Below are 22,224 nucleotides of genomic sequence, written 5' to 3' on the forward strand. Positions count from 1 at the left end.
AGCGTTTTAAAATGAAAACCAAGTTTAAAAAAATGAGATTTAAGGGTTAAAGAGTGAAAGCGTTTTTAGGAGCGTTAGAGTTTCAAGAGAATGAATATGAAGAGCTTAAAGAGCTTTATGAGAGTTTAAAGACTAAGCAAAAGCCCCACACTTTGTTCATTTCTTGCGTGGATTCACGAGTCGTGCCTAATCTAATCACTGGCACCAAGCCGGGCGAATTGTATGTGATCCGCAACATGGGCAATGTGATCCCCCCTAAAACGAGCTATAAAGAATCCCTTTCTACCATTGCGAGCATTGAATACGCTATCGCGCATGTGGGGATTCAAAACTTAATCATTTGCGGGCATAGCGATTGTGGGACTTGCGGGAGCATTCATTTAATCCATAATGAAACCACCAAAGCTAAAACCCCTTACATTGCAAACTGGATACAATTTTTAGAGCCTGTTAAAGAAGAATTAAAAGATCACCCGCAATTCAGCAGCCATTCCGCCAAGCGTTCATGGCTTACAGAGCGTTTGAATGCGTGCTTGCAACTCAACAACCTCTTAAGCTATGATTTCATTCAAGAAAGAGTGATGGATAACGAATTAAAAATTTTTGGTTGGCACTATATCATAGAAACAGGCAGGATTTATAATTATAATTTTGAAAGCCATTTTTTTGAGCCGATTGAAGAAACCATTAAACAAAGGAAAAGTCATGAAAACTTCTAGCACAAAAACCCCTAAATCCGTTCTAATCGCTGGGCCATGCGTCATTGAAAGCTTGGAAAATCTAAGAAGTATCGCTACTAAATTACAACCCCTAGCCAATAACGAGCGGTTGGATTTTTATTTTAAAGCGAGTTTTGATAAGGCGAACCGCACGAGTTTGGAGAGTTACAGAGGGCCTGGTTTAGAAAAAGGCTTAGAAATGTTACAAACTATCAAAGATGAATTTGGTTATAAGATTTTAACCGATGTGCATGAGAGCTATCAGGCAAGCGTGGCAGCCAAAGTAGCGGATATTTTACAAATCCCGGCGTTTTTGTGCCGCCAAACGGATCTGATTGTAGAAGTGAGCCAAACTAACGCCATTGTCAATATCAAAAAAGGGCAATTCATGAACCCAAAAGACATGCAATATTCTGTCTTAAAAGCCCTTAAAACAAGAGATAGTAGCATTCAAAGCCCCACTTATGAAACGGCGTTAAAAAATGGCGTGTGGCTGTGTGAAAGGGGGAGCAGCTTTGGGTATGGGAATTTAGTGGTGGATATGCGCTCTTTAAAAATCATGCGAGAATTTGCACCGGTGATTTTTGACGCTACCCATAGCGTGCAAATGCCAGGGGGAGCGAATGGGAAAAGTTCAGGAGACAGCTCTTTTGCCCCTATTTTAGCCAGAGCGGCGGCTGCGGTAGGGATTGATGGGTTATTCGCTGAAACGCACATTGATCCTAAAAACGCCCTAAGCGATGGGGCAAACATGCTAAAACCTGACGAGTTAGAATATTTAGTAACCGACATGTTAAAAATCCAAAATTTATTTTAAAGGAATTTCATGCAAATCATAGAAGGGAAATTGCAATTACAAGGGAATGAAAGAGTCGCTATTTTAACATCGCGCTTCAACCATATCATCACAGACAGATTAAAAGAAGGGGCGATGGATTGCTTTAAAAGGCATGGGGGCGATGAGGATCTTTTAGATCTCGTGCTAGTGCCTGGGGCTTATGAATTGCCTTTGATTTTAGACAAATTGTTAGAGAGCGAAACATACGATGGCGTGTGCGTTTTAGGAGCGATTATTAGAGGGGGGACTCCGCATTTTGACTACGTGAGCGCGGAAGCGACTAAGGGCATTGCTAGTGCGATGCTCAAATACAGCATGCCGGTAAGCTTTGGCGTGCTGACCACAGACAATATTGAACAAGCGATTGAAAGAGCGGGCAGTAAAGCCGGCAATAAGGGCTTTGAAGCGATGAGCACCCTCATTGAATTATTGAGCTTGTGCCAAACTCTCAAGGGTTAAAATGGCGACACGAACTCAAGCCAGGGGGGCGGTGGTTGAACTGTTGTATGCGTTTGAGAGCGGTAATGAAGAGATTAAAAAAATCGCTTCTAGCATGTTGGAAGAAAAAAAAATTAAAAACAACCAGCTCGCTTTCGCCTTAAGCCTTTTTAATGGCGTGTTAGAAAGAATCAATGAAATTGACGCCCTCATCGAGCCGCATTTAAAAGACTGGGATTTCAAGCGATTAGGGAGCATGGAAAAGGCGATTTTACGCTTAGGAGCGTATGAAATTGGCTTCACGCCCACGCAAAACCCCATCATCATCAATGAATGCATCGAGCTTGGCAAACTCTACGCTGAACCTAACACCCCTAAATTTTTAAACGCTATCTTGGATTCTTTGAGTAAAAAGCTCGCTCAAAAACCCTTGAATTGAGGGCGTTTTATGCTTAAATTTAAAAAATGATGCTATAATCACTAATCACTAATCACTAATCACTAATCACTAATCACTAATCACTAATCACTAATCACTAATCACTAATCACTAATCACTAATCACTAATCACTAATCACTAATCACTAATCACTAATCACTTCACTAAAGAGGGGATTGGTGGGATTTGAGTGAGCGGTAGAAATAAATTAAAGGAAGAATATGGCATACAAATACGATAGCGACTTGGAATTTTTAAAGCGATTAAGCTCTAATGATTTGAAAGATTTGTTTGATGCGCTTGTCTATGACAAAGATGGTAAAAAAAGATTTACTGAAGGATTAACGCTTTCAGAAGAATACAAAAGACATGGCCATGATTACGCTAAATATGCAGAAAGAACCGCTGAAGAATTGCAGCATTATGGGGCTAATAGCTTTGCGAGCGCGTTGAGAGATACAGGGGTTTTATACAGAGAAATTTTGTGTGAAGTGTGCAATAAATTAAAAGTCAATTACAACAAAAAATCTGACACAACTTTGATTGAAGAAAACATGCTTTCTAGCATTTTACAAAAAAGTTTGGAAAAAATGAGCGATGAGGAGATTAGAGAGCTTTGCGATGAATTAGGGGTGAAAAACACTAATAAATTAGGCAAGCAAGCCCTAAGCACAGCTGCTTTAACGCTGTTTAGAATGGGGGGCTTCAAATCCTATCAATTAGCTTTAATTGTTGCAAACGCCGTGATAAAGGCGATTTTTCAAAGAGGGTTGTCTCTAGGGGCAAATGCCGCTCTTACAAGAGGGCTAAGCATTTTAACAGGCTCTGTTGGCTGGATCATTACAGGCGTATGGACAGCGATTGATATTGCAGGGCCAGCTTATAGGGTAACCATACCGGCATGCATTGTGGTTACCACTTTACGCCTAAAAGCGCAAGCAAACGAAATTAAAAATTTTCTTTAACTCTTTTTAAACCTTTTTTAAAAATACAATATAAACCTAGATGCTATAAAATGTCTGGGTTTTATTTTTAGCGTTTAAAAAAATTGATGCTTTAAAGCAATCTTAAGAGCGTTGGGCTTTTGAGTTTAAGCCTTTTTAGAATATTAAGTATAGTTTTAGACAAATGATATTAAAATCAGTAACCACTTTAGAAAAACAGCGATTGAGTGCGAAAAGTCGTTTGTTTTTAATAAGTGATAAAACAATATAAAGGAATAATATGGCATACAAATATGATAGAGACTTGGAATTTTTAAAGCAACTGGAATCTAGTGATTTATTGGATTTGTTCGAGGTGCTTGTTTTTGGTAAAGACGGCGAAAAAAGACACAATGAAAAACTCACAAGCTCCATAGAATACAAAAGGCATGGCGATGATTACGCTAAATACGCAGAAAGAATCGCTGAAGAGTTGCAATACTATGGGAGCAATAGTTTTGCGAGTTTCATTAAAGGCGAAGGAGTCTTATACAAAGAGATCCTGTGCGATGTGTGCGATAAATTAAAGGTCAATTACAACAAGAAAACCGAAACGACTTTAATTGAACAAAACATGCTTTCTAAAATCTTAGAAAGAAGTTTGGAAGAAATGGATGATGAAGAAGTGAAAGAAATGTGCGATGAATTGTCCATAAAAAACACTGACAATTTAAACAGACAAGCCTTAAGCGCGGCGACTTTAACGCTGTTTAAAATGGGAGGCTTTAAATCTTATCAATTAGCGGTCATTGTTGCGAATGCGGTCGCAAAAACCATTCTAGGGCGTGGTTTATCGCTTGCGGGCAATCAAGTGCTTACAAGAACTCTGAGCTTTTTAACAGGCCCTGTTGGCTGGATCATTACAGGCGTATGGACAGCGATTGATATTGCAGGGCCGGCTTATAGGGTAACCATACCGGCATGCATTGTGGTTGCCACTTTACGCCTAAAAACACAGCAAGCCAGTGAAGATAAGAAGTCGTTGCAAATAGAATCCATTTAAGCTTTTTTTAGGGAAAAAGGTATAGAATGGAGACCTAGATGCGAAAACGCATCTAGGTTTTATTTTAATTTAAGGGAGACAAGATGAGTAACAGTTGCAGCAATCAAAACCACAATCAAAAAGGTGATGCTAAAAATCAAAACAACGAAAGTTGTCAAAAAAATAGCCAAAACCAAGCCAATCAATGCAACGCTAACCACGAGCATAAAAACGATAAAAAGTAAGGGTTAGAGGGTTAAAGGAGGGGGTTTCTTGTGCCAAAAATCAAAGTAGCGTTTCATTAAATTATACCCAAAGAAAAATCAATAGTTTCCTACTTTCAAATCAGATTTATCTTATCCAAAATGATAAGCGTATCAAAATATTTTAATTATTATTATTCTTTGGTTGTAAAATCAATAAAGCCCGTTAGCATCTGTAGCGCTATTTTTATGTGCAGTTAGCGGGTGTGTCTAGCCTTTTAGGGCGTTAGACATGATTTTAAAAAATGATGCTGTAATCACTAATCACTAATCACTAAAAAGGGGGTTGGTGGGATTTGAGCGAGCGGTAGAAATCAAATTAAAGGGATTGCATGGCTACAGATACGATAGCGATTTGGAATTTTTAAGGCGATTAAGCTCTAATGATTTGAAAGATTTGTTTGATGTACTTGTCTATGATGAAGATGGCGCACTGAGAGTGAATGAAGAATTGACAAGTTCAACAGAATATAAAAGACATGGCAATGATTACGCCAAATACCCCACAAGGATCGCTGAAGAATTGCAGTGTTATGGGAGCAATACTTTTATTAATTTTTTTAGAGATGAAGGGGTCTTATACAAAGAGATTTTGTGCGATGCGTGCGATCATTTAAAGAGGTTAATTACCATGAAGAATCTCCAACCTCTTTGATTGAGAAAAACATACTTTCTAAACTTTTGAAAGATAGTTTAGAAAAAATGAGTGGGAGAGAGATTAAAGAACTCGGCCATGAATTGGGCATGACAAATATTGATAAAGTGATTGGCGAGAACAAACAAGTCCTAATCGCATCTGTTTTAACGCTGTTTAAAGCGGGTGGCTCTCATTCTTATGCTTTGGCTATAAGTGTTGCAGATGCAATGGTAAGACAAACTCTAGGGCATGGTTTATCGTCTGTGGTGGGTAAAGTAGCGCTTAAAAAACTTTGAGCATTTTAGCTGGGCCTATTGGTTGGGTCATTACAGGCGCATTAGTGAGCATCAATCTTGCAGGGCCGGCTTATAGGGTAACCGTTCCTGCATGCGTTTTGGTCGCCGCCTTACGCCTAAAACTGAAAGCAGAACAAGAAGCAAAACAGAAAGCTGAACAAGAAGCGAATGAAAAGAAAATGTGGTATCTGGTTATTGCTTTTTGTATTCTCATTGGTCTAGCTGTTTTAGCTGTTTTTTACATGAAAGGAAAACACCATTCAAGCAATGACCCAAGCAATAGCCAAACAAGCGGTGTTGAAAAATTCAAAAATCCTAGCCACAAGAATTAAAGAATGGCAACAACCGCTCCAAAACACAAAACCACCCCAAGCACAAAAACAACAAGGGAGCAGAGATTAAAGAGCGTTAAGGAGAGTAAAATCCCCTTTTAGCGTTTGAGAGAATTGACCGTCTGGAGCATGGCGTCAGCGGTTTGAATGCTTTTAGAATTGGCTTCATAAGCCCTTTGAGCGGTGATTAGATCCGTCATTTCTTCTACCAATCTCACATTGCTAAGCTCCAAAAAGCCTTGCCTTAACTTGCCCAATCCTTGAGAATCCGGGTTGCCCACAATCGCATCGCCGCTAGCGTTGGTGATGGAGAACAAATTATCCCCCATAGAATGAAGCCCCGCCGGATTGACAAAATTAGCCAAAGTGATTTGCCCGATCACATTAGAAGTCGTTTGCAAGCCTTGAGTCACGCTCACCGTGCCATCCACACCGATGTTTACTTGCGTGGTGTCTTCAGGTAAAGTGATTTGAGGGATGAGAAGATAGCCCTCGCTTGTTACAAGATTGCCCTGCTCGTCTAGCTTGAAATTCCCGCTTCTTGTATAAGCGGTGGTACCATCAGGCAACTGGACTTGAAAAAAGCCTTTACCCGTAATGGCGACATCTAAATTGTTTTCCGTTTCTTTAGGGCTACCTTGCGAAAACATTTTAGTGATCGCGCTAGGGCGCACGCCTAAGCCCACTTCCATGCCATCTGGCGATAAAGTCGTGTTGCTTGTGTTGGTGCCAGCGTATTGCATCGCTTGGTAAAACAAGTCGTTAAAATCCGCGCGAGATTTTTTAAACCCGGTGGTATTGACATTAGCGATATTGTTTGAAGTGGTGTCAATATGCGTTTGTTGGGCGAGCATCCCTGAAGTGGCACTATAGAGAGAGCGGAGCATTTTTTCCCTTTAAACTAAAACTTAACAGCCTAGAATTATAACCAAAAATAAGATTAAATTTGACTAAAACACACTTTTTTAACACTCTCTTTTTTAAGCTCTTGCCTCAAAATAACCGATACTTGACACTATTGATAAATTTTAGGGCGTTTTATCATACGCTTTCTTTTTGTATCCATTCACTCAAAACTTTTTAACAGCGTTCTTGGCGAAATGTTGGCCTTTTCTAAAGGGACAAAGCGCTTTTTTTGATAAGCCTCTAGACTGGATCGCCCTATCATGGCGGCATTGTCGCTGCAAAATTCTAAAGGGGCTAAAACAAGCTTGCAATCAAACGCATCGCACAAGTTTTCAAACGCCTTTCTTAAAGCAAGATTCTGGCTCGCTCCTCCCACAATGCCAAAAATTTTAGGGCGTTTGATTTTAAAATAGCGTTTGGTTTGCTGGATTAAATGCTCAATAGCCGCGCTTTGAAAATGATAGCTAATCTTTTGTTTGATCGCTTCATTCAAATTGGGGGCGTTTTTTTCAACCTCCAAACGCACCGCATTTTTTAAACCTGAAAAACTAAAAGCCAGATTCGGGCTGTTTTTTAAAGGGATAGGGAACATTAAAGGCTCGTTTGGGTGTGCGTAATCAAGGGCTAATTTTTCCACTATGGGGCCTCCTGGATAGCCTAAATCAAGCATTTTAGAAACCTTATCAAAACTCTCCCCAAAGCTATCGTCTAAACTCGTGGCAACGATTTTAATGTCTTCATAATCTCTAGCCTCTAAAATCAAAGAATGCCCCCCAGAGACTAGCAGCACGCTTAAAGGCATGCAGGTTTGTTTTTCATTGATAAAGAGCGAATACACATGCCCTCTCAAATGGTCTTCCAAAATCAAGGGTAAATTCAAAGACAAGCTCAAGGCTTTTGCCATCATCAAACCCTCTATTAAAGTAACGCTCAAACCTGGCTGATTAGTGATAGCGATGGCTTTAATTTTGGAAAAATCCTTATTCAAGCTTATTTTAACGCGTTCTAATAAGAGCGGCAAATTCTCAGCATGCAAGCGCGATGCAAGCTCAGGCACAACTCCCCCATAAGAGCTGTGGTGCTTTTCTTGAGAGATTTTAAAATGAGCGATGAGTTTGGCGTCCTCTATTCTTGTAAGGGCTAAAGAGCTGTCATCGCAAGAACTTTCAATGCTTAAAATCATGCCTTTATCTTTGGGTGGTGTTTTTGCTTGAATGATACTTTGTTGGCTTGTATTTTAAAATCTTTAAGCCAAATATTGGATCGCATTCAAATAACTTTTGTTGTTCGCTTTGTTTTGATAAGCAATGTCAAACGCTGTGCCGTGGTCAGTGGAGGTGCGTAAAATGGGGGCGTTCAAACTCACATTAATGCTTTCATCAAAATAGAGCGCTTTTAAAGGGGCTAGCCCCACATCATGACTCATGCTCACATAAAAAGGGGTTATCTTTCGTTTATTGGGGGCAAAAGCGCTATCAGCCGGCAAGGGTCCCAAAAAGCATTCAAAGCCCAGCGTTTGGTTGCTCTTTTGAATGGCTTTTAAAATCTTTTCATCTTCTTCCCCAAACAATCCCTCTTCGCCCGCATGGGGGTTAAAGCCACACACTTGAACGACTTGAGCCTGAGTGCTTTTTTGAAACGCTAATAAAAACTTAACTAACGCCTCTACTTGAATGAGTTGAGAAACCGCCCCTAAAGGCACATGGTCGCTAAATAGCCCCACAAAGAGTTTTGAACACCCAAGCATCATGATGATTTGATGATCTTTATAGCGTTGTTTTAAAAAATCGGTATGCCCCACAAAAGGGATTTGAGCTTGTTGCCATGCGAGTTTGTTGATAGGCAAAGTGCAAATGCCATCCACTTCTTTACTATCCGCTAACTCGCAAGCCTTTTTAAAACTCTCAAAACTATACGCCCCGCTTTGAGCGCTGACTTTGCCTATCGTGCTAGAGTTCAATAAGGGTAAGGGGGAATGGATAGCGAGCGTGTTAAGCGTTTTAGCTTCATAAGCGTTATGAAGCAATTGATTGGCCCGCTCTAAAAGTTCGCCATCAATGAGATACAACGGCTCACAAAGCGTGTTCACTTCCTTATGGCTTTTTAAGATCAATTCCAAGCCTACGCCTTGAATATCCCCGCAACTGATCGCAATTTTCTTTTTAGCCATTTTATCGCTTGATGAGTTGCGCCATTTCTAAAATCGCTTTTTCTAACCCCACTAAAACCGCTTTTGAAATCACGCTATGACCGATATTAAGCTCTCTTAAAGAAGGGATTTTTAACAATTCTTTCACATTAGTATAATTCAACCCATGCCCAGCGCATGCCACAATGCCCATAAAAAACGCTTCTTTACTCATTCTCCTTAATTGCAAAAAGGCGTTGTGCAATTCTTCTTTCAATTCTTTAGGGCTTTTGTCTTTGAGCGCGCTAATGGCATGGATTTGATTGTTAGCGTTAGAATATAAAGCGTTGTGCAAATTCGCATACACCCCAGTGTGGAACTCCACTTGCTTGACTTGATGCTCCCTTGCAAAATGCAGAGCATCTTTTAAAGGATCAATAAACAAAGACACTTCAATGCCTTTATTATGATACGCTCTAATCACCTCTCCTAAACCCTTTAATGAACAATCCAATCCCCCCTCTGTCGTAACCTCATTTCTGTTTTCAGGAACGATCGTAACCTTACTAGGCTTATTTTTCAAAGAGCATAAAAAATCAGTGATTTCAGCATTGATAGAGCATTCAATGTTGATAGGCAAAGGGCTTATTTCAAGCAACCTCAAAACATCTTCATTTTGAATGTGCCGTCTGTCTTCTCTTAAATGAATGGTGATTAAATCCACTTTATGGGTGTTTTTAGCGATGAACAGGGCCTCTAAAATCTCAGGCTCATAAGTTTTTCTTATCTCTCTTAAAGTCACAATGTGATCAATATTCAATCCAAAACGCATGACTATCCTTTATTTTATAATAATGATTTTTGGAATTGTAACATAAAATCCGCCTCTTACACCTATAAGATTTTATCATCAAGCTATCTTTTGCTATAATACCCGAAACAAAATGTCAATTAAATCCAATAAAAAGTGTTGTGGGTGCTATATTTTTTAACCAGTTTATTTATTTGCTCTTTGATTGTTCTGTGGTCTAAAAAATCCATGCTCTTTGTGGATAACGCTAATAAAATACAAGGCTTCCATCATGCAAGAACCCCACGAGCCGGGGGGCTTGGGATCTTTCTTTCTTTTGTGTTAGCTTATCTTTTTGAGTCTTTTGAGGCGCCTTTTAAGGGGTTTTTTGTTTTCTTAGGGCTATCGCTAGTGTTTTTAAGCGGTTTTTTAGAAGACATTAACCTTTCACTCAGTCCCAAAATACGCCTTATTTTACAGGCCGTAGGGGTTATTTGCATCATTTCATCAACGCCTTTAGTGGTGAGCGATTTTTCGCCCCTTTTTAGTTTGCCTTATTTTATCGCTTTTTTATTCGCAATTTTTATGCTAGTGGGTATCAGTAACGCTATTAATATCATTGATGGGTTTAACGGGCTGGCATCAGGGATTTGCGCGATTGCGCTTTTAGTCATTCATTACATAGACCCTAGCAGTTTGTCTTGTTTGCTAGCTTACATGGTGCTTGGGTTTATGGTGTTAAATTTCCCTTCAGGAAAGATTTTTTTAGGCGATGGAGGGGCGTATTTTTTGGGATTGGTGTGCGGGATTTCCCTTTTACATTTGAGTTTGGAGCAAAAAATCAGCGTGTTTTTTGGGCTCAATTTAATGCTTTATCCGGTCATAGAGGTGCTTTTTAGTATCCTTAGGCGCAAAATAAAACGCCAGAAAGCCACCATGCCAGATAACTTGCATTTGCACACCCTTTTATTTAAATTCTTGCAACAACGCTCTTTCAATTACCCCAACCCTTTATGCGCGTTTATCCTTATTCTGTGCAACCTGCCTTTTATTCTAATCAGCGTCTTATTCCGCTTAAACGCTTATGCGCTCATTGTCATTAGCCTAGTCTTTATCGCATGCTATTTAATAGGCTATGCTTATTTGAACAGGCAAGTTTGCACTTTAGAAAAGCGAGCGTTTCAATGAAAAAGCTCAAAAATCTTTTTTTGATCCTGCTCTTATGGGTCTATCCTTTAAGGAGTGAGCCGATCAATGAGGGGGCATACATTTTAGAAGAGATTGGCGATGTGCTTAGGTTTTTGCCTATTTTTGTCGGCACGGTCAGTTTGGCGATGCGCGATTATAGAGGTTTAGGGGAATTAGCGGTCGGCACATTAGTCACTCAAGGAGTGATTTATGGTCTTAAAGGAGCTTTTAGCAACGCCCATAAAGATGGGGCTAGAGTGGGATTTGCCAAACGCCCATGCTGTAATTCTTGGAGAGGCATGCCAAGCGGGCATGCTGGGGGGGTGTTTAGCGCGGCTGGGTTTGTGTATTACCGCTATGGGTGGAAGCCGGCTCTTCCTGTGATCGCTCTTGCAATCCTCACTGACGCTAGCAGAGTGGTGGCAGGACAACACACGATCTTGCAAGTTACGATCGGCAGCCTTATCGCATGGGGGTTTGCTTATTTATTCACTTCACGCTACAAACCTAAGCAATGGATGCTCTACCCTGAAATTTCTAGCGATTTTAAGGGCAGTAGCCGCTATGGGGTGAGCTTTTCTTATCAATGGTAAAGGGATAAAGTGCTAAAAAAGTTATTATTCATTGTGCTCTTTTTAGGGTTTTTAAGAGCGGAAGGCGAACATTATGAAATCATCGTTGAGCTTTCAAAGGCTTTTTTGAAAGCCCAAGAAGTTTTGACTGCGATCCATCAAGCTTATAAAACCTGCATAGAAACCGGGCATGATCGCACCCAAATACGCCTTCAAAGCGCTTTTTTAGAGAACTTGTCTCAAACAGAACAGCAATTTGATGACTATTTTGAGAAGGATTTTAAAAGCGTAGAAGTTTTAAAAACCTTGCTTAAAGACATCCAATCGTTAGAAAAAGCTTCCAACAAGCTTGCATGCATTGCCCCAAAAAACGCTCAAAATTTTGAAATTTTAGAGGGAGCGATAACGCAAATCATAGACTTAGAAAAACAGATGGATAAATTTATCAATGGCCATTCAAAATAAAGCCCATTGTTGCATGAGAATTTAATGGAATATTCATCGTAAAAAGCTCTAATTCAGTTTGAATGATAACCTTTTAAAGCGTTCTTAGAGGATTGAGTTTCGCCACAAACAAAGCTTAGCGATCCTATTTAAAAAAGCGTATTAAAGTTGGCTTTGAATATTCGTATTTGATGAAAACCAAATCCCTAATACTTATGCTTTCTTAGGCGTTTCACCACATAATCCCCCGCGCTTTGAATGATTTGCACTAAAACAATAATCACAACCACCGCATAAAAAAGCACATCGCCCCTATAACTTTGATAGCCAATCCTAATGGCTAAATCCCCCAAGCCCCCAGCCCCTAACGCTCCCGCCATAGCCGAATAGCCTATTAAAGAAATTAAGGTGATGGTGATATTGTTCACTAAAGAGGGCAGGCTCTCTAAAAGCATCATTTTAATGACTTCCAAATGAGACGCTCCCAAACTTAAAGTGGTTTCAATCTTGCCATGCTCTACTTCCATTAAAGAATTTTCAAAAAGCTTTGCGACAAAAGGAATGGCTGAAATGGCTAGCGGGATAATGCTCGCGCTAGAGCCAATGCTTGTGCCAATCAAAAAGCGCGATAAAGGCAGGAGCAAAATAATCAAAATGATAAAAGGGAAAGAGCGAGTCATGTTGATAGAAGTGTCTAAAATCTTATGCAAAAGGGGTTTGTTTAACAAATGCCCTTTTTTACTCACTAACAATAAAACCCCCAAAGGCAAGCCAAAAACAACCGCCAAAAAGCTCGCTACAAACACCATATAAAGCGTTTCTAGCGTGGCTTGAATGAGCATTTGAGAAATCATTTTAATCCTTTAATTTTTCCACTTGTAAGCCTAAAGCGTTTAGATACTCTAAAGCCCTTTGAGTCTCTGCAACACTGCCTAAAAACCGCACCACTAAATACCCTATATCTTTAGTCGTAAGCTCTTCAATGTTGCCTGAAATGATACTCACGTCTATTTTAAAACGCCTGATCAAATTAGAAATGATCGGCTCGTCTAAATGCTCCCCTAAAAACACGATGCGATAAACGTCTTGCGATTTTTGATCCCCATGCTCGTTTTTGATGCCAAGCAGTTCTTTAGTAACGGCATGTTTAGGGTTAGCAAAAATTTCTTCCACCGAGCCTCTTTCCACGATTTCGCCGCTGCTGATCACACACATTTGGTTGCACAATTCTTTAACCACTTCAATTTCATGCGTGATGAAAACGATACTCAAATCAAGCTTTTTTTGAATGCCGCTTAAAAGCGTTAAAATAGAATGCGTGGTTTTAGAATCCAGTGCGGATGTGGCTTCATCGCAAAGCAACAAATCAGGGCAATTCGCTAAACTCCTAGCGATCGCCACTCGTTGTTTTTGCCCACCGCTTAGCTGTTTAGGATAAAAATGCATTTTATCTTCTAACCCCACTAATTCCAACAATTCATGCACCCTGGATTTAATCTTAGTTTTTTCCCATCGGGCGATTTCTAAAGCGAAAGCGATGTTTTCAAACACGTTTTTAGCGCTCAATAAATTGAAATGCTGGAAAATCATGCCTATTTTTTGGCGCGCTTTTTGCAATTCTTTAGGCTTTAATTTTAACAGATTGACCCCATTGACTAAAACTTCGCCAGAACTGGGGCGCTCCAAGCAATTGATTAAGCGAATGAGCGTGGATTTCCCTGCCCCTGAATAGCCTATCACGCCTAAAATATCGCCTTTTTTTAATTCCAAATTCACGCCTTTTAGAGCATGAAACCCGTTTTCATAAATCTTTTCAATGTTTTTTAATTCCACTACCATCGTTTTAACTTTATACCCCAATCACTTGGACATTTGCACGTTATTTTCCACGCTATTGAGCCATAAAAACACTTGCACCACGCTTTCATACAATTCTTCAGGTATCGCACAATCTAATTCCACCTTTAAAAGCGAATCCACCAGCATGGGGTTAGAAAAGAGCGCTATATCGTATTCCTTAGCTTTTTGAATGATCCTTTTAGCCACTTCGCCCACCCCGCTTGCGATCACTTTTGGGGCATGATCTTGCCCCATGTTATAAGCTAAAGCGGCGGCTTTTATGGTTTTATTCATCTAATACCCTAAAGTCAAAGAATCGGCGTCATTCCAAGAGAAATTTTTTTCAAACCCTTTTGTTTTTTTCAAAATAGACGCAACGCTGCGCACTAGCATGTCCGTTTCAATATTCACGCGCCGTTTGAGTTGATAAGTCTTAAAAAGGGTGTTTTCTAAAGTATAAGGGATAATCGTTAGCCAAAACCCCTTTTCTTCTACCTTGCTTAAAGTCAAACTCACCCCATCAATGGCGATAGAGCCTTGCTCAACGCACAATAAAAGCGTTTCTTTAGAAGCGCTGATGAAAAAATCCACTTGATTAGCGTTGTGAATGATTTTTTCAATGACCCCGATAGCGTCAATATGCCCTTGCACAAAATGCCCGTCCAAACTCGCATCGGCTTTTAGGGCTGGCTCAATATGGACTAAATCCTTGTAATTTTCTAACGCTACGCTGTTTTGGGTTTTTTGGCTCAATTCCACGCTAAAATGCGTTTTTGAACTTCCTATAGCAGTCAAACACGCCCCATTGATCGCAATGCTATCGCCAAGCTTGGGATTGAGATCGCTCTCTATGCTTAAAATATTGTTGTGGAAACTTTTCACTTTAGCTATTTTATGGATTAACCCGCTAAACATAATTGATTGTTATTCTCCTTATGTTAGAATGCTTAAGTATTGTAACATATTAAATAAAACCATAGGATAGAAGCATGTTTATTGATACGCATTGCCATTTGGATCACAAGGATTATGAAAACGATTTAGAAGAAGTGTTAAAAGAAAGCCTAGAAAAAGGCGTTACTCAATGCGTGATTCCGGGTGCGGACATGAAAGATTTGAATAGAGCAATAGAAATTAGCGAAAAATTTGAAGGCGTGTTTTTTGCCATAGGCGCTCACCCTTATGATGTGGAGAGTTTTGATGAAAGCCTGTTTGAAAAGTTTGTTGGGCATCAAAAATGCGTGGCGATAGGCGAATGCGGACTGGATTACTACCGCTTGCCTGAATTGAATGAAAGAGAGGATTATAAAAGCAAGCAAAAAGAAATCTTTACCAAACAGATTGAATTTTCTATCCAACACAATAAGCCCTTGATTATCCATATTAGAGAGGCGAGTTTTGATAGTTTGAATCTTTTAAAAAGCTATCCTAAGGCTTTTGGGGTGTTGCATTGCTTTAACGCTGATGGCATGCTTTTGGAATTAAGCGATCGTTTTTATTACGGGATAGGAGGGGTTAGCACTTTTAAAAACGCTAAAAGACTGGTAGAGATTCTCCCTAAAATCCCTAAAAACAGGCTTCTTTTAGAAACGGATTCGCCCTATTTGACCCCACACCCTTTTAGAGGTACTAGGAATAGCCCTACTTATATCCCTTTAATCGCTCAAAAAATTGCCGAAATCATCAACATAGAGACTGAAGAGCTCGCTTCTTTAAGCACGCATAACGCTCAAACGCTCTTTAGTTTCCCCTAAAATTAGGGCTTGTTAGAAAGCGTTATTCAAGTTTAGCTATAATCAAGGCTATTTTAAAAGCTGGATAGCTGTAGTTATTAGGATGCGATGTCAAAAAGAATGAAGTGTTTTAGTCAAAAATGGCTGGTTTTTTTTGTTACCCTTTTATTGGCTTCTTTAGGCCATGCGAAAATGGCTTTTGAATCTAATGTTGACACCAAAGCGTTAGAGGCTTTTGGGGTCAATGCGAGCTTTTTATCTCAAATGCCAAACGCTTTAAAGAAAATGAATAAAGAAGAAGAATGGAAAAAGTTAGTCAAAAGATTTGATGTGAATTACCAGTTCATCCCTATCATCAAAAACATGCTCATAGAAGCGAGCGTGCCGCAAGAATTTTTGTTTTTAGCCATGGCCGAGTCTAAATTTTCATCAAGGGCTTATAGTAGGAAAAAAGCGGTAGGGATTTGGCAATTCATGCCAAGCACGGCTAAAGAATTAGGGCTTAAGGTCAATCATTACATTGACGAAAGAAGAGATCCCATTAAAAGCACCCAAGCGGCGATCACTTATTTGAAACGGCTCTACAAGCAAACCGGAGAGTGGTATTTGGTCGCTATGGCGTATAATTACGGCTTACGCAAGGTTCAAAACGCTATTAAAGCCGCCGGCACTTCGGATATTAAGATTTTGCTGGATGAAGATAAGAAATACCTCCCCAAAGAGACACGAGAGTATATCCGCTCCATTCTAAGCTTGGCGTTGAAATTCAACAGCCTAGACAACCTCAAAGATAAAGAATATCTGCTCAATCGTGGGGCGAGAGTGAGTTTAGTGGGCGTCCCGTTTAAAAGGCACACTTCTTTAGTCCAAGTGGCTAAAAATTTAAACTTGAGTTTAGAAACCTTAAAATCCTACAACCACCAATTCCGCTATAACATTTTGCCTTCTAAAGACCCCACCTACACCATTTATATCCCTTATGAAAAACTCGCTCTTTTCAAACAACGCCAGCTCAAACAAAATAAAAACATTCAAGCCAGTTCAAAAAGCCCTTTTATCACCCATGTGGTCTTGCCTAAAGAGACCTTATCTTCTATCGCTAAACGCTATCAAGTCAGTATTTCTAGTATCCAATTAGCCAATAACCTCAAAGATTCTAATATTTTTATCCACCAACGCTTAATCATTCCTACCAATAAGAAATTGATCGCTACAAGGGAATTTTAATGGGTTTGGCGTTAAAAAAAGTTTGTTTTTTAGGCGTCATTTTTTTGATTAGCGCTTGCGCAGTTAAAAAAGAGGGGGTAAAGAATTTGTCTTACAAGCATGAAAGCTTGCGCGCTTATGAAAACGCTAAAGACTATGATCCGACAACCAAAAAAGCCGCCTATAAACGCAATTTTTTTGAACGCCATTTCAAACGCCATCCCAATCCGCAAGATGGCAATACCAAAGATCAGCCACTAGATAACGGCATGCGCGATTCTAGTGCGATCCAAAGAGCCACCATGCGCCCTTATCAAGTGGGGAGAAAGTGGTATTACCCCACTAAAGTGGATTTAGGCGAAAAATTTGATGGCATTGCGAGCTGGTATGGCCCCAATTTCCATGCCAAAAAAACCAGTAATGGGGAAATTTATAACATGTATGCCCACACCGCCGCGCACAAGACTTTACCCATGAACACCGTGGTGAAAGTCATCAATGTGGAAAACAATTTAAGCACCATTGTGCGCATCAACGATAGAGGGCCTTTTGTGAGCGATCGCATCATTGATTTGTCTAATGCGGCCGCTAGGGATATTGACATGGTTAAAAAAGGCACGGCCAGCGTGCGTCTTATTGTTTTGGGCTTTGGTGGGGTTATCTCCACGCAATACGAACAATCCTTTAACGCTAGCTCTTCAAAGATCTTACACAAGGAATTTAAAGTCGGCGAGAGCGAAAAAAGCGTGAGCGGAGGGAAATTTTCTTTGCAAATGGGGGCTTTTAGAAACCAAATAGGCGCTCAGACTTTAGCGGATAAATTGCAAGCAGAAAATCCAAATTACAGCGTCAAGGTTGCTTTTAAAGACGATTTGTATAAAGTTTTAGTTCAAGGGTTTCAAAGCGAAGAAGAGGCTAGGGATTTTATGAAAAAATATAATCAGAATGCGGTTTTAACGAGAGAATGATTAAGTTATTGCTTTTAGATGTGGATGGCACGCTCACAGACGGGTCGTTGTATTTTGATGAAAATTTTCACGAAATCAAGGCTTTTAATGTCAAAGACGGGCTTGGCATGACGCTATGGCAAAAATTAGGCAAAAAAATCGCTATCATTACAGGAAGAACTTCAATCATGGTCAAAAAACGCATGGAGAGTTTGGGCGTTCAGTTTGTTTTTATGGGCGTTGAAAATAAAAGCGTGGTTGTGGAGCGGATCAAAAAAGACTTGCAGTTAAACGCACAAGAAATCGCATGCATAGGCGATGATTATAACGATTTAGGCATGTTTAAGGCATGTGCTTTGAGTTTCGCTCCTTTTGATGCACACCCCTTGCTTAAAAGCAAGGCTTATAAAGTGTTGCAAAATTCAGGGGGCAAGGGGGCCGTTAGGGAAGCGATTGATTATCTTTTAACATTAGAAGGCTTGCAAGATGAAGCGCTCAAGCTTTACCTCTAATAGCGTTTTAAACTTTTTTGTGGTTTTATCTTTCATCATGATAGGGCTCGTTTTTTTCTTTTTGCGTTCCCAACCCACTAGCGTGATCTCTAAAGAAAATATCCCTAAAATTGAATTGGAAAATTTTAAAGCGTTTCAAATCAACGATAAAATCCTTGATCTGTCCATAGAGGGCAAAAAAGCTCTACAATACGACGATCATGAGATCTTTTTTGATTCCAAAATCAAGCGCTATGATGAAGACACGATAGAAAGCGTTGAATCCCCCAAAGCTAAACGGCAGCAGGATTTGTATTTCTTCCCTAATGGGGTTACTTATAAAAGAAGCGATGATTCTAGTTTTTGGAGTGAAACAGGGATTTATAACCATAAAGAGCAGAATTTTAAAGGCAAGGGCCGTTTCATTCTCACTTCAAAGGACAGCAAGATTGAAGGGCTTGACATTTCTTATTCGCATGCTTTAGCCGTTATTGAAGCTCAAAGCATTCAGGCGCATTTATTTTTAGATGAAATCAAACAAAGCCAGAAAGAAAAGAAAAAATTCCCCACTTTCAAAGGAGGTTTTTAATGCGTTGGTGGTGTTTTTTGGTGTGTTGTTTTGGTATTTTAAGCGTGATGGACGCTCAAAAAACAGACAATAAAGGTTTGAAAAAAGAAAGAGAGCTTTTAGAGATTACCGGCAACCAATTTGTAGCGAACGACAAAACCAAAACCGCCGTTATTCAAGGTAATGTGCAGATCAAAAAAGGTAAAGACCGGTTGTTTGCGGATAAAGTGAGCGTGTTTTTAAACGATAAACGAAAGCCAGAGCGCTATGAAGCCACAGGGAACACGCATTTTAATATCTTTACAGAGGATAATCGTGAAATCAGCGGGAGCGCTGACAAGCTCATTTATAACGCACTGAATGGGGAATACAAATTATTGCAAAATGCGGTGGTTAGAGAAGTGGGGAAATCCAATGTCATCACCGGTGATGAAATCATTTTAAACAAAGCTAAGGGTTATGCTGACGTGTTGGGGAGCGCGAAGCGGCCCGCTAAATTCGTGTTTGATATGGAAGATATTAATGAAGAAAATCGTAAGGCTAAATTGAATAAGAAAGGCGAAAAACCATGATCGCCATTAAAGACGCTCATTTTCTCACTTCTTCAAGCCAACTTTTTCAATGCCCAGCGAGCTTGACTTCTGAAATGGTCATTTTAGGGCGCAGCAATGTAGGCAAAAGCGCCTTTATTAATACCTTGTTGGGGAAAAATCTCGCCAAAAGCTCAGCAACGCCGGGAAAAACCCGCTTAGCGAATTTTTTTTCCACCACTTGGGAAGATAAAGAAAACGCCTTAATAACAACCTTTAATGTGATTGATTTGCCCGGGTTTGGCTACGCTAAAGTTCCTAAAAGCTTGAAAAAAGAATGGGAGGGGTTTTTATGGGAATTGTTGAGCGTTAGGACTTCAATCAAGCTTTTTATCCATTTAGTGGATGCGCGCCATTTGGATTTAGAAATTGATAAAAGCGCTAAAGAAAACATTCAAGCCCTTTTAAGGCCCGATCAAGCCTACCTTTCTCTTTTCACGAAATTTGACAAGTTGAATAAAAACGAGCAACACCGCCTTTTTTTAAACGCTCCTAAACCTTTTTTAATCAACACCACCCATTTTAACGCTCTTTCTTCAAAATACCCCACCCTTGAAACAGTGCGCCAAACCCTTTTGAAACACTTGCTCACTAACCCCTTATAAGCCACAAAACCATGCTCTCTTTAAAACAAGATTCCTTTTTTTTCTTATGTTTAGGGATCTTTGGTTTTTATTTTTATAGCCTTTTGAGGGATTTAATGCCTTTTTTACCCCCTATGATTGGGTTTTTATTCTTGTTTTATGCGAAAAAATACGATCATTTTTTACCCAGTTTGAGCGTGTTTGGTTGTTTGTTTTGGTTTGAGAGCATGCATTTAAAGACTTTAGGCGTTTTAGCTTTATTGTTTTTAATCTACCACCAAATCGTCTATAAAAACTCTTTAAAGCTTTTTAATGACGGCTTTTTATTCAAAACTTTGCATGTTTTTTTGGTTTATTACCTCTATTTATCGCGCTTTTTTTCGGTGTCCTTGAGTTTGAAAATACTCGGCTTTCTCGCTCTTTTTGCTTTAACAGAGAGCGCTTTGTGGGGTTTGTATGAAAAATCTTCGCTATAAGCTTTTACTCTTTGTTTTTATAGGGTTTTGGGGGTTATTGGTTTTAAATTTATTTATTCTAAGCGTTAAAAATCAAGAATACTATGAAAAACTGGCCGAACGCAACATGACCAAAAAGGAATTTTTAGTCCCTACAAGGGGCGATATTACAGACAGAAACCATGAATTTTTAGCCACTAACGAATTGGTGTTTGGCGTGTTTTTGCCTAGCAGACTGAAACAAAAAGAGCTTTTGGAAAAAATTGAAATAATCCAAAAGTTTTTCCCTAACTTTTCTAAAGAAACGCTTTTAAACAATTACCAAAAAGAAAATTCGCTTTATAACCACAACCTCATTAAAGTGGTGGGATTCATTCCTTATATCGCCATGCAACCTCTTTATGCCAAACTCATCCAAACTCAAGGCATTTTTGCTCTTCCCTTAGACAAGCGCTACTACCCTAATAACGCTTTAGCTTCGCATGTTTTAGGCTATGTGGGGGTGGCAAGCTTGCAAGATCTAAAAGACGATGAAGAGAATCAATACAGCCAGATTGTGGGCAAAACCGGCATTGAAAAAGAATACAACAAGCTTTTACAAGGCAAGGTGGGTTATAAAATCATGCGTGTCAATGCGCTCAATCAGGAATTAGCCACTTTAGAAGTAGTGCCGCCAAGCACCAACAACCACTTGCAATTGAGTTTAGACAAACGCTTGCAAAAAGAAGCGGACAAGCTCTTTGAAAATAAGAGAGGGGCGATTTTAGTGATGGATGCAGAAAATGGGGAATTGCTCGTTGCAGGAAGTTACCCTGAATACAATTTGAACGATTTTGTAGGCGGGATCAGTCAAGACAAATGGCAAAAACTTCAAGATGATATTTATAACCCCTTATTAAACCGCTTCGCTAACGCCTTGTATCCGCCGGGATCTGTGGTTAAAATGGGCGTGGGGTTAAGCTTTTTAGAAAACCTTCATATCACAGAAAACACCACCATACCCACCCCCCCTTTTATTGAAGTGGGTAAGCGCAAATTTAGGGATTGGAAAAAAACAGGGCATGGCAATTCTAATTTGTATAAAGCGATTAGGGAGTCTGTGGATGTGTATTTTTATAAGTTTGGGCTTGAAATTTCTATAGAAAAACTCTCTAAAACCTTAAGGGAAGTGGGCTTTGGAGAAAAAACGGGCGTTGATTTGCCGAATGAATTTGTGGGGATTGTGCCGGATAATTTGTGGAAACTCAAACGCTTCAATCAAGATTGGCGCGTTGGGGACACGCTCATTACCGCTATTGGGCAAGGCTCTTTTTTAGCCACGCCCTTGCAGGTTCTAGCCTACACGGGACTCATTGCTACGGGCAAACTGGCAACGCCTCATTTCGCTATCAACAACCAACAACCGCTCAAAGATCCCCTAAATAGCTTTCAAAAAAAGAAGCTCCAAGCCTTGAGAGTGGGCATGTATGAAGTGTGCAACCATAAAGACGGCACCGCTTATCATTCCACAAGGGGTTCTAAGGTTACTTTAGCGTGTAAAACCGGCACCGCGCAAGTCGTGGAAATCGCTCAAAACATCGTCAACCGCATGAAAGAAAAGGATATGGAATATTTCCATCGATCCCATGCGTGGATTACCGCATTCTTGCCTTACGAAAAACCCAAATACGCTATCACCATTTTAGTAGAACATGGGGAAGGGGGCTCAAAACTAGGGGGTTTGTTAGTGAAAATGAGCAATAAACTCTATGAGCTTGGCTATCTTTAATAAAATTTTAAACCTTTTCAAAAACGCAACCCTCTAAACGCTAAAGATCATCAGCCAACTTGTTTTCAACTCATTTTACCGCTCTAT

27 protein-coding genes and 1 pseudogene are annotated in these 22,224 nt (G+C 39.8%); 20 read left to right on the plus strand and 8 right to left on the minus strand.

Annotation, left to right across the window (positions count from 1 at the left end; all coding sequences use genetic code 11):
• Positions 1-53 precede the first annotated feature (53 nt).
• The 8 genes and pseudogenes from EAL49_RS03385 (at position 54) to EAL49_RS08415 (ending at position 5,928) form a co-directional block, all read left to right on the plus strand.
• Positions 54-719 (plus strand): carbonic anhydrase, encoded by a 666-nt coding sequence (locus EAL49_RS03385; RefSeq protein ID WP_120828937.1) that lies wholly within the window; start codon positions 54-56, stop codon positions 717-719.
• Positions 706-1,536 (plus strand): 3-deoxy-8-phosphooctulonate synthase, encoded by an 831-nt coding sequence (gene kdsA / locus EAL49_RS03390; protein ID WP_050853085.1) that lies wholly within the window; start codon positions 706-708, stop codon positions 1,534-1,536. Before EAL49_RS03385 ends, kdsA begins: the two co-directional genes overlap by 14 nt.
• Before the next feature lie 9 nt (positions 1,537-1,545).
• The gene (gene ribH, locus EAL49_RS03395; RefSeq protein WP_050853087.1) at positions 1,546-2,016 is read left to right on the plus strand and encodes a 6,7-dimethyl-8-ribityllumazine synthase; all 471 of its coding nucleotides are present in this window, start codon (positions 1,546-1,548) and stop codon (positions 2,014-2,016) included.
• A gap of 1 nt (position 2,017) precedes the next feature.
• A complete protein-coding gene (gene nusB, locus EAL49_RS03400; RefSeq protein ID WP_000235749.1) occupies positions 2,018-2,434 on the plus strand; it encodes a transcription antitermination factor NusB in 417 nt (138 codons plus the stop codon).
• A gap of 222 nt (positions 2,435-2,656) precedes the next feature.
• On the plus strand, positions 2,657-3,400 hold the full coding sequence (locus tag EAL49_RS03405; protein WP_120828939.1) for a YaaW family protein: 744 nt from the start codon (positions 2,657-2,659) through the stop codon (positions 3,398-3,400).
• Positions 3,401-3,659: 259 nt separating this feature from the next.
• Positions 3,660-4,421 carry a YaaW family protein gene (locus tag EAL49_RS03410; protein ID WP_000323696.1) on the plus strand — a complete coding sequence of 254 codons (762 nt, stop codon included), beginning with the start codon at positions 3,660-3,662 and terminating at the stop codon, positions 4,419-4,421.
• 83 nt (positions 4,422-4,504) lie between these two features.
• A complete protein-coding gene (locus EAL49_RS08235; protein ID WP_000071328.1) occupies positions 4,505-4,645 on the plus strand; it encodes a hypothetical protein in 141 nt (46 codons plus the stop codon).
• Positions 4,646-5,018: 373 nt separating this feature from the next.
• A pseudogene (locus tag EAL49_RS08415) lies at positions 5,019-5,928 on the plus strand (YaaW family protein).
• Positions 5,929-6,026: 98 nt separating this feature from the next.
• Here the strand turns inward: EAL49_RS08415 and flgG are convergent.
• The 4 genes from flgG to pdxJ all read right to left on the minus strand — a co-directional run bounded on the left by flgG (position 6,027) and on the right by pdxJ (position 9,794).
• Positions 6,027-6,815 (minus strand): flagellar basal-body rod protein FlgG, encoded by a 789-nt coding sequence (gene flgG / locus EAL49_RS03435; protein ID WP_000946437.1) that lies wholly within the window; start codon positions 6,813-6,815, stop codon positions 6,027-6,029.
• Positions 6,816-6,994: 179 nt separating this feature from the next.
• Positions 6,995-8,017, minus strand: coding sequence for a tRNA (adenosine(37)-N6)-threonylcarbamoyltransferase complex transferase subunit TsaD (gene tsaD / locus EAL49_RS03440; RefSeq protein ID WP_120828943.1), 1,023 nt, complete (start codon positions 8,015-8,017; stop codon positions 6,995-6,997).
• A 63-nt stretch (positions 8,018-8,080) separates the two neighbouring features.
• Entirely contained in the window at positions 8,081-9,004 is a 924-nt protein-coding gene (gene pdxA, locus EAL49_RS03445) for a 4-hydroxythreonine-4-phosphate dehydrogenase (RefSeq protein ID WP_120828945.1), read from the minus strand.
• A 1-nt stretch (position 9,005) separates the two neighbouring features.
• A complete protein-coding gene (gene pdxJ, locus EAL49_RS03450; RefSeq protein WP_120828947.1) occupies positions 9,006-9,794 on the minus strand; it encodes a pyridoxine 5'-phosphate synthase in 789 nt (262 codons plus the stop codon).
• Between the two features lie 135 nt (positions 9,795-9,929).
• Here pdxJ and wecA point away from each other — a divergent pair, with 135 nt between their 5' ends.
• Genes wecA through EAL49_RS03465 form a run of 3 tightly spaced genes read left to right on the plus strand, consistent with a single transcriptional unit; the run spans position 9,930 to position 11,977 of the window.
• Positions 9,930-10,940: an undecaprenylphosphate N-acetylglucosaminyl transferase WecA gene (gene wecA, locus EAL49_RS03455; protein ID WP_120828949.1), complete on the plus strand. Its 1,011-nt coding sequence runs from the start codon at positions 9,930-9,932 to the stop codon at positions 10,938-10,940.
• Complete coding sequence (gene lpxF / locus EAL49_RS03460; RefSeq protein ID WP_128026781.1) at positions 10,937-11,533, plus strand: lipid A 4'-phosphatase; 597 nt, start codon at positions 10,937-10,939, stop codon at positions 11,531-11,533. Before wecA ends, lpxF begins: the two co-directional genes overlap by 4 nt.
• Positions 11,534-11,542: 9 nt before the next feature.
• Positions 11,543-11,977, plus strand: coding sequence for a hypothetical protein (locus tag EAL49_RS03465; RefSeq protein ID WP_120828952.1), 435 nt, complete (start codon positions 11,543-11,545; stop codon positions 11,975-11,977).
• Between the two features lie 185 nt (positions 11,978-12,162).
• On the opposite strand, the gene metI is transcribed toward EAL49_RS03465, so the two are convergent.
• Genes metI through ribE form a run of 4 tightly spaced genes read right to left on the minus strand, consistent with a single transcriptional unit; the run spans position 12,163 to position 14,710 of the window.
• Entirely contained in the window at positions 12,163-12,810 is a 648-nt protein-coding gene (gene metI, locus EAL49_RS03470) for a methionine ABC transporter permease (protein ID WP_000625450.1), read from the minus strand.
• A 1-nt stretch (position 12,811) separates the two neighbouring features.
• A complete protein-coding gene (locus EAL49_RS03475) occupies positions 12,812-13,795 on the minus strand; it encodes a methionine ABC transporter ATP-binding protein (RefSeq protein WP_120828954.1) in 984 nt (327 codons plus the stop codon).
• Between the two features lie 21 nt (positions 13,796-13,816).
• On the minus strand, positions 13,817-14,089 hold the full coding sequence (locus EAL49_RS03480; RefSeq protein WP_001044050.1) for a FlhB-like flagellar biosynthesis protein: 273 nt from the start codon (positions 14,087-14,089) through the stop codon (positions 13,817-13,819).
• Complete coding sequence (gene ribE / locus EAL49_RS03485; protein ID WP_120828956.1) at positions 14,090-14,710, minus strand: riboflavin synthase; 621 nt, start codon at positions 14,708-14,710, stop codon at positions 14,090-14,092. It lies immediately after the preceding gene.
• A 74-nt stretch (positions 14,711-14,784) separates the two neighbouring features.
• Here ribE and EAL49_RS03490 point away from each other — a divergent pair, with 74 nt between their 5' ends.
• The 9 genes from EAL49_RS03490 to mrdA all read left to right on the plus strand — a co-directional run bounded on the left by EAL49_RS03490 (position 14,785) and on the right by mrdA (position 22,137).
• Entirely contained in the window at positions 14,785-15,549 is a 765-nt protein-coding gene (locus EAL49_RS03490) for a TatD family hydrolase (protein WP_120828958.1), read from the plus strand.
• Positions 15,550-15,636: 87 nt separating this feature from the next.
• Entirely contained in the window at positions 15,637-16,755 is a 1,119-nt protein-coding gene (locus EAL49_RS03495; RefSeq protein WP_120828960.1) for a lytic transglycosylase domain-containing protein, read from the plus strand.
• A complete protein-coding gene (locus EAL49_RS03500; protein ID WP_120828962.1) occupies positions 16,755-17,702 on the plus strand; it encodes a septal ring lytic transglycosylase RlpA family protein in 948 nt (315 codons plus the stop codon). Before EAL49_RS03495 ends, EAL49_RS03500 begins: the two co-directional genes overlap by 1 nt.
• The gene (locus tag EAL49_RS03505) at positions 17,699-18,193 is read left to right on the plus strand and encodes a KdsC family phosphatase (protein WP_120828964.1); all 495 of its coding nucleotides are present in this window, start codon (positions 17,699-17,701) and stop codon (positions 18,191-18,193) included. The genes EAL49_RS03500 and EAL49_RS03505 overlap by 4 nt, the downstream gene beginning before the upstream one ends.
• Positions 18,168-18,761 (plus strand): hypothetical protein, encoded by a 594-nt coding sequence (locus EAL49_RS03510; RefSeq protein WP_120828965.1) that lies wholly within the window; start codon positions 18,168-18,170, stop codon positions 18,759-18,761. Before EAL49_RS03505 ends, EAL49_RS03510 begins: the two co-directional genes overlap by 26 nt.
• Entirely contained in the window at positions 18,761-19,312 is a 552-nt protein-coding gene (gene lptA, locus EAL49_RS03515) for a lipopolysaccharide transport periplasmic protein LptA (RefSeq protein WP_120828967.1), read from the plus strand. The genes EAL49_RS03510 and lptA overlap by 1 nt, the downstream gene beginning before the upstream one ends.
• Positions 19,309-19,935 (plus strand): ribosome biogenesis GTP-binding protein YihA/YsxC, encoded by a 627-nt coding sequence (gene yihA / locus EAL49_RS03520; RefSeq protein ID WP_120828969.1) that lies wholly within the window; start codon positions 19,309-19,311, stop codon positions 19,933-19,935. Before lptA ends, yihA begins: the two co-directional genes overlap by 4 nt.
• An 11-nt stretch (positions 19,936-19,946) precedes the next feature.
• Positions 19,947-20,390, plus strand: a complete 444-nt coding sequence (locus EAL49_RS03525) for a hypothetical protein (RefSeq protein ID WP_120828971.1) — start codon at positions 19,947-19,949, stop codon at positions 20,388-20,390.
• Positions 20,371-22,137 carry a penicillin-binding protein 2 gene (gene mrdA, locus EAL49_RS03530; protein WP_120828973.1) on the plus strand — a complete coding sequence of 589 codons (1,767 nt, stop codon included), beginning with the start codon at positions 20,371-20,373 and terminating at the stop codon, positions 22,135-22,137. Before EAL49_RS03525 ends, mrdA begins: the two co-directional genes overlap by 20 nt.
• The last annotated feature ends 87 nt before the right edge of the window (positions 22,138-22,224 follow it).

This window comes from Helicobacter pylori, assembly GCF_003637665.1.
GTDB lineage: Bacteria > Campylobacterota > Campylobacteria > Campylobacterales > Helicobacteraceae > Helicobacter > Helicobacter pylori_CK.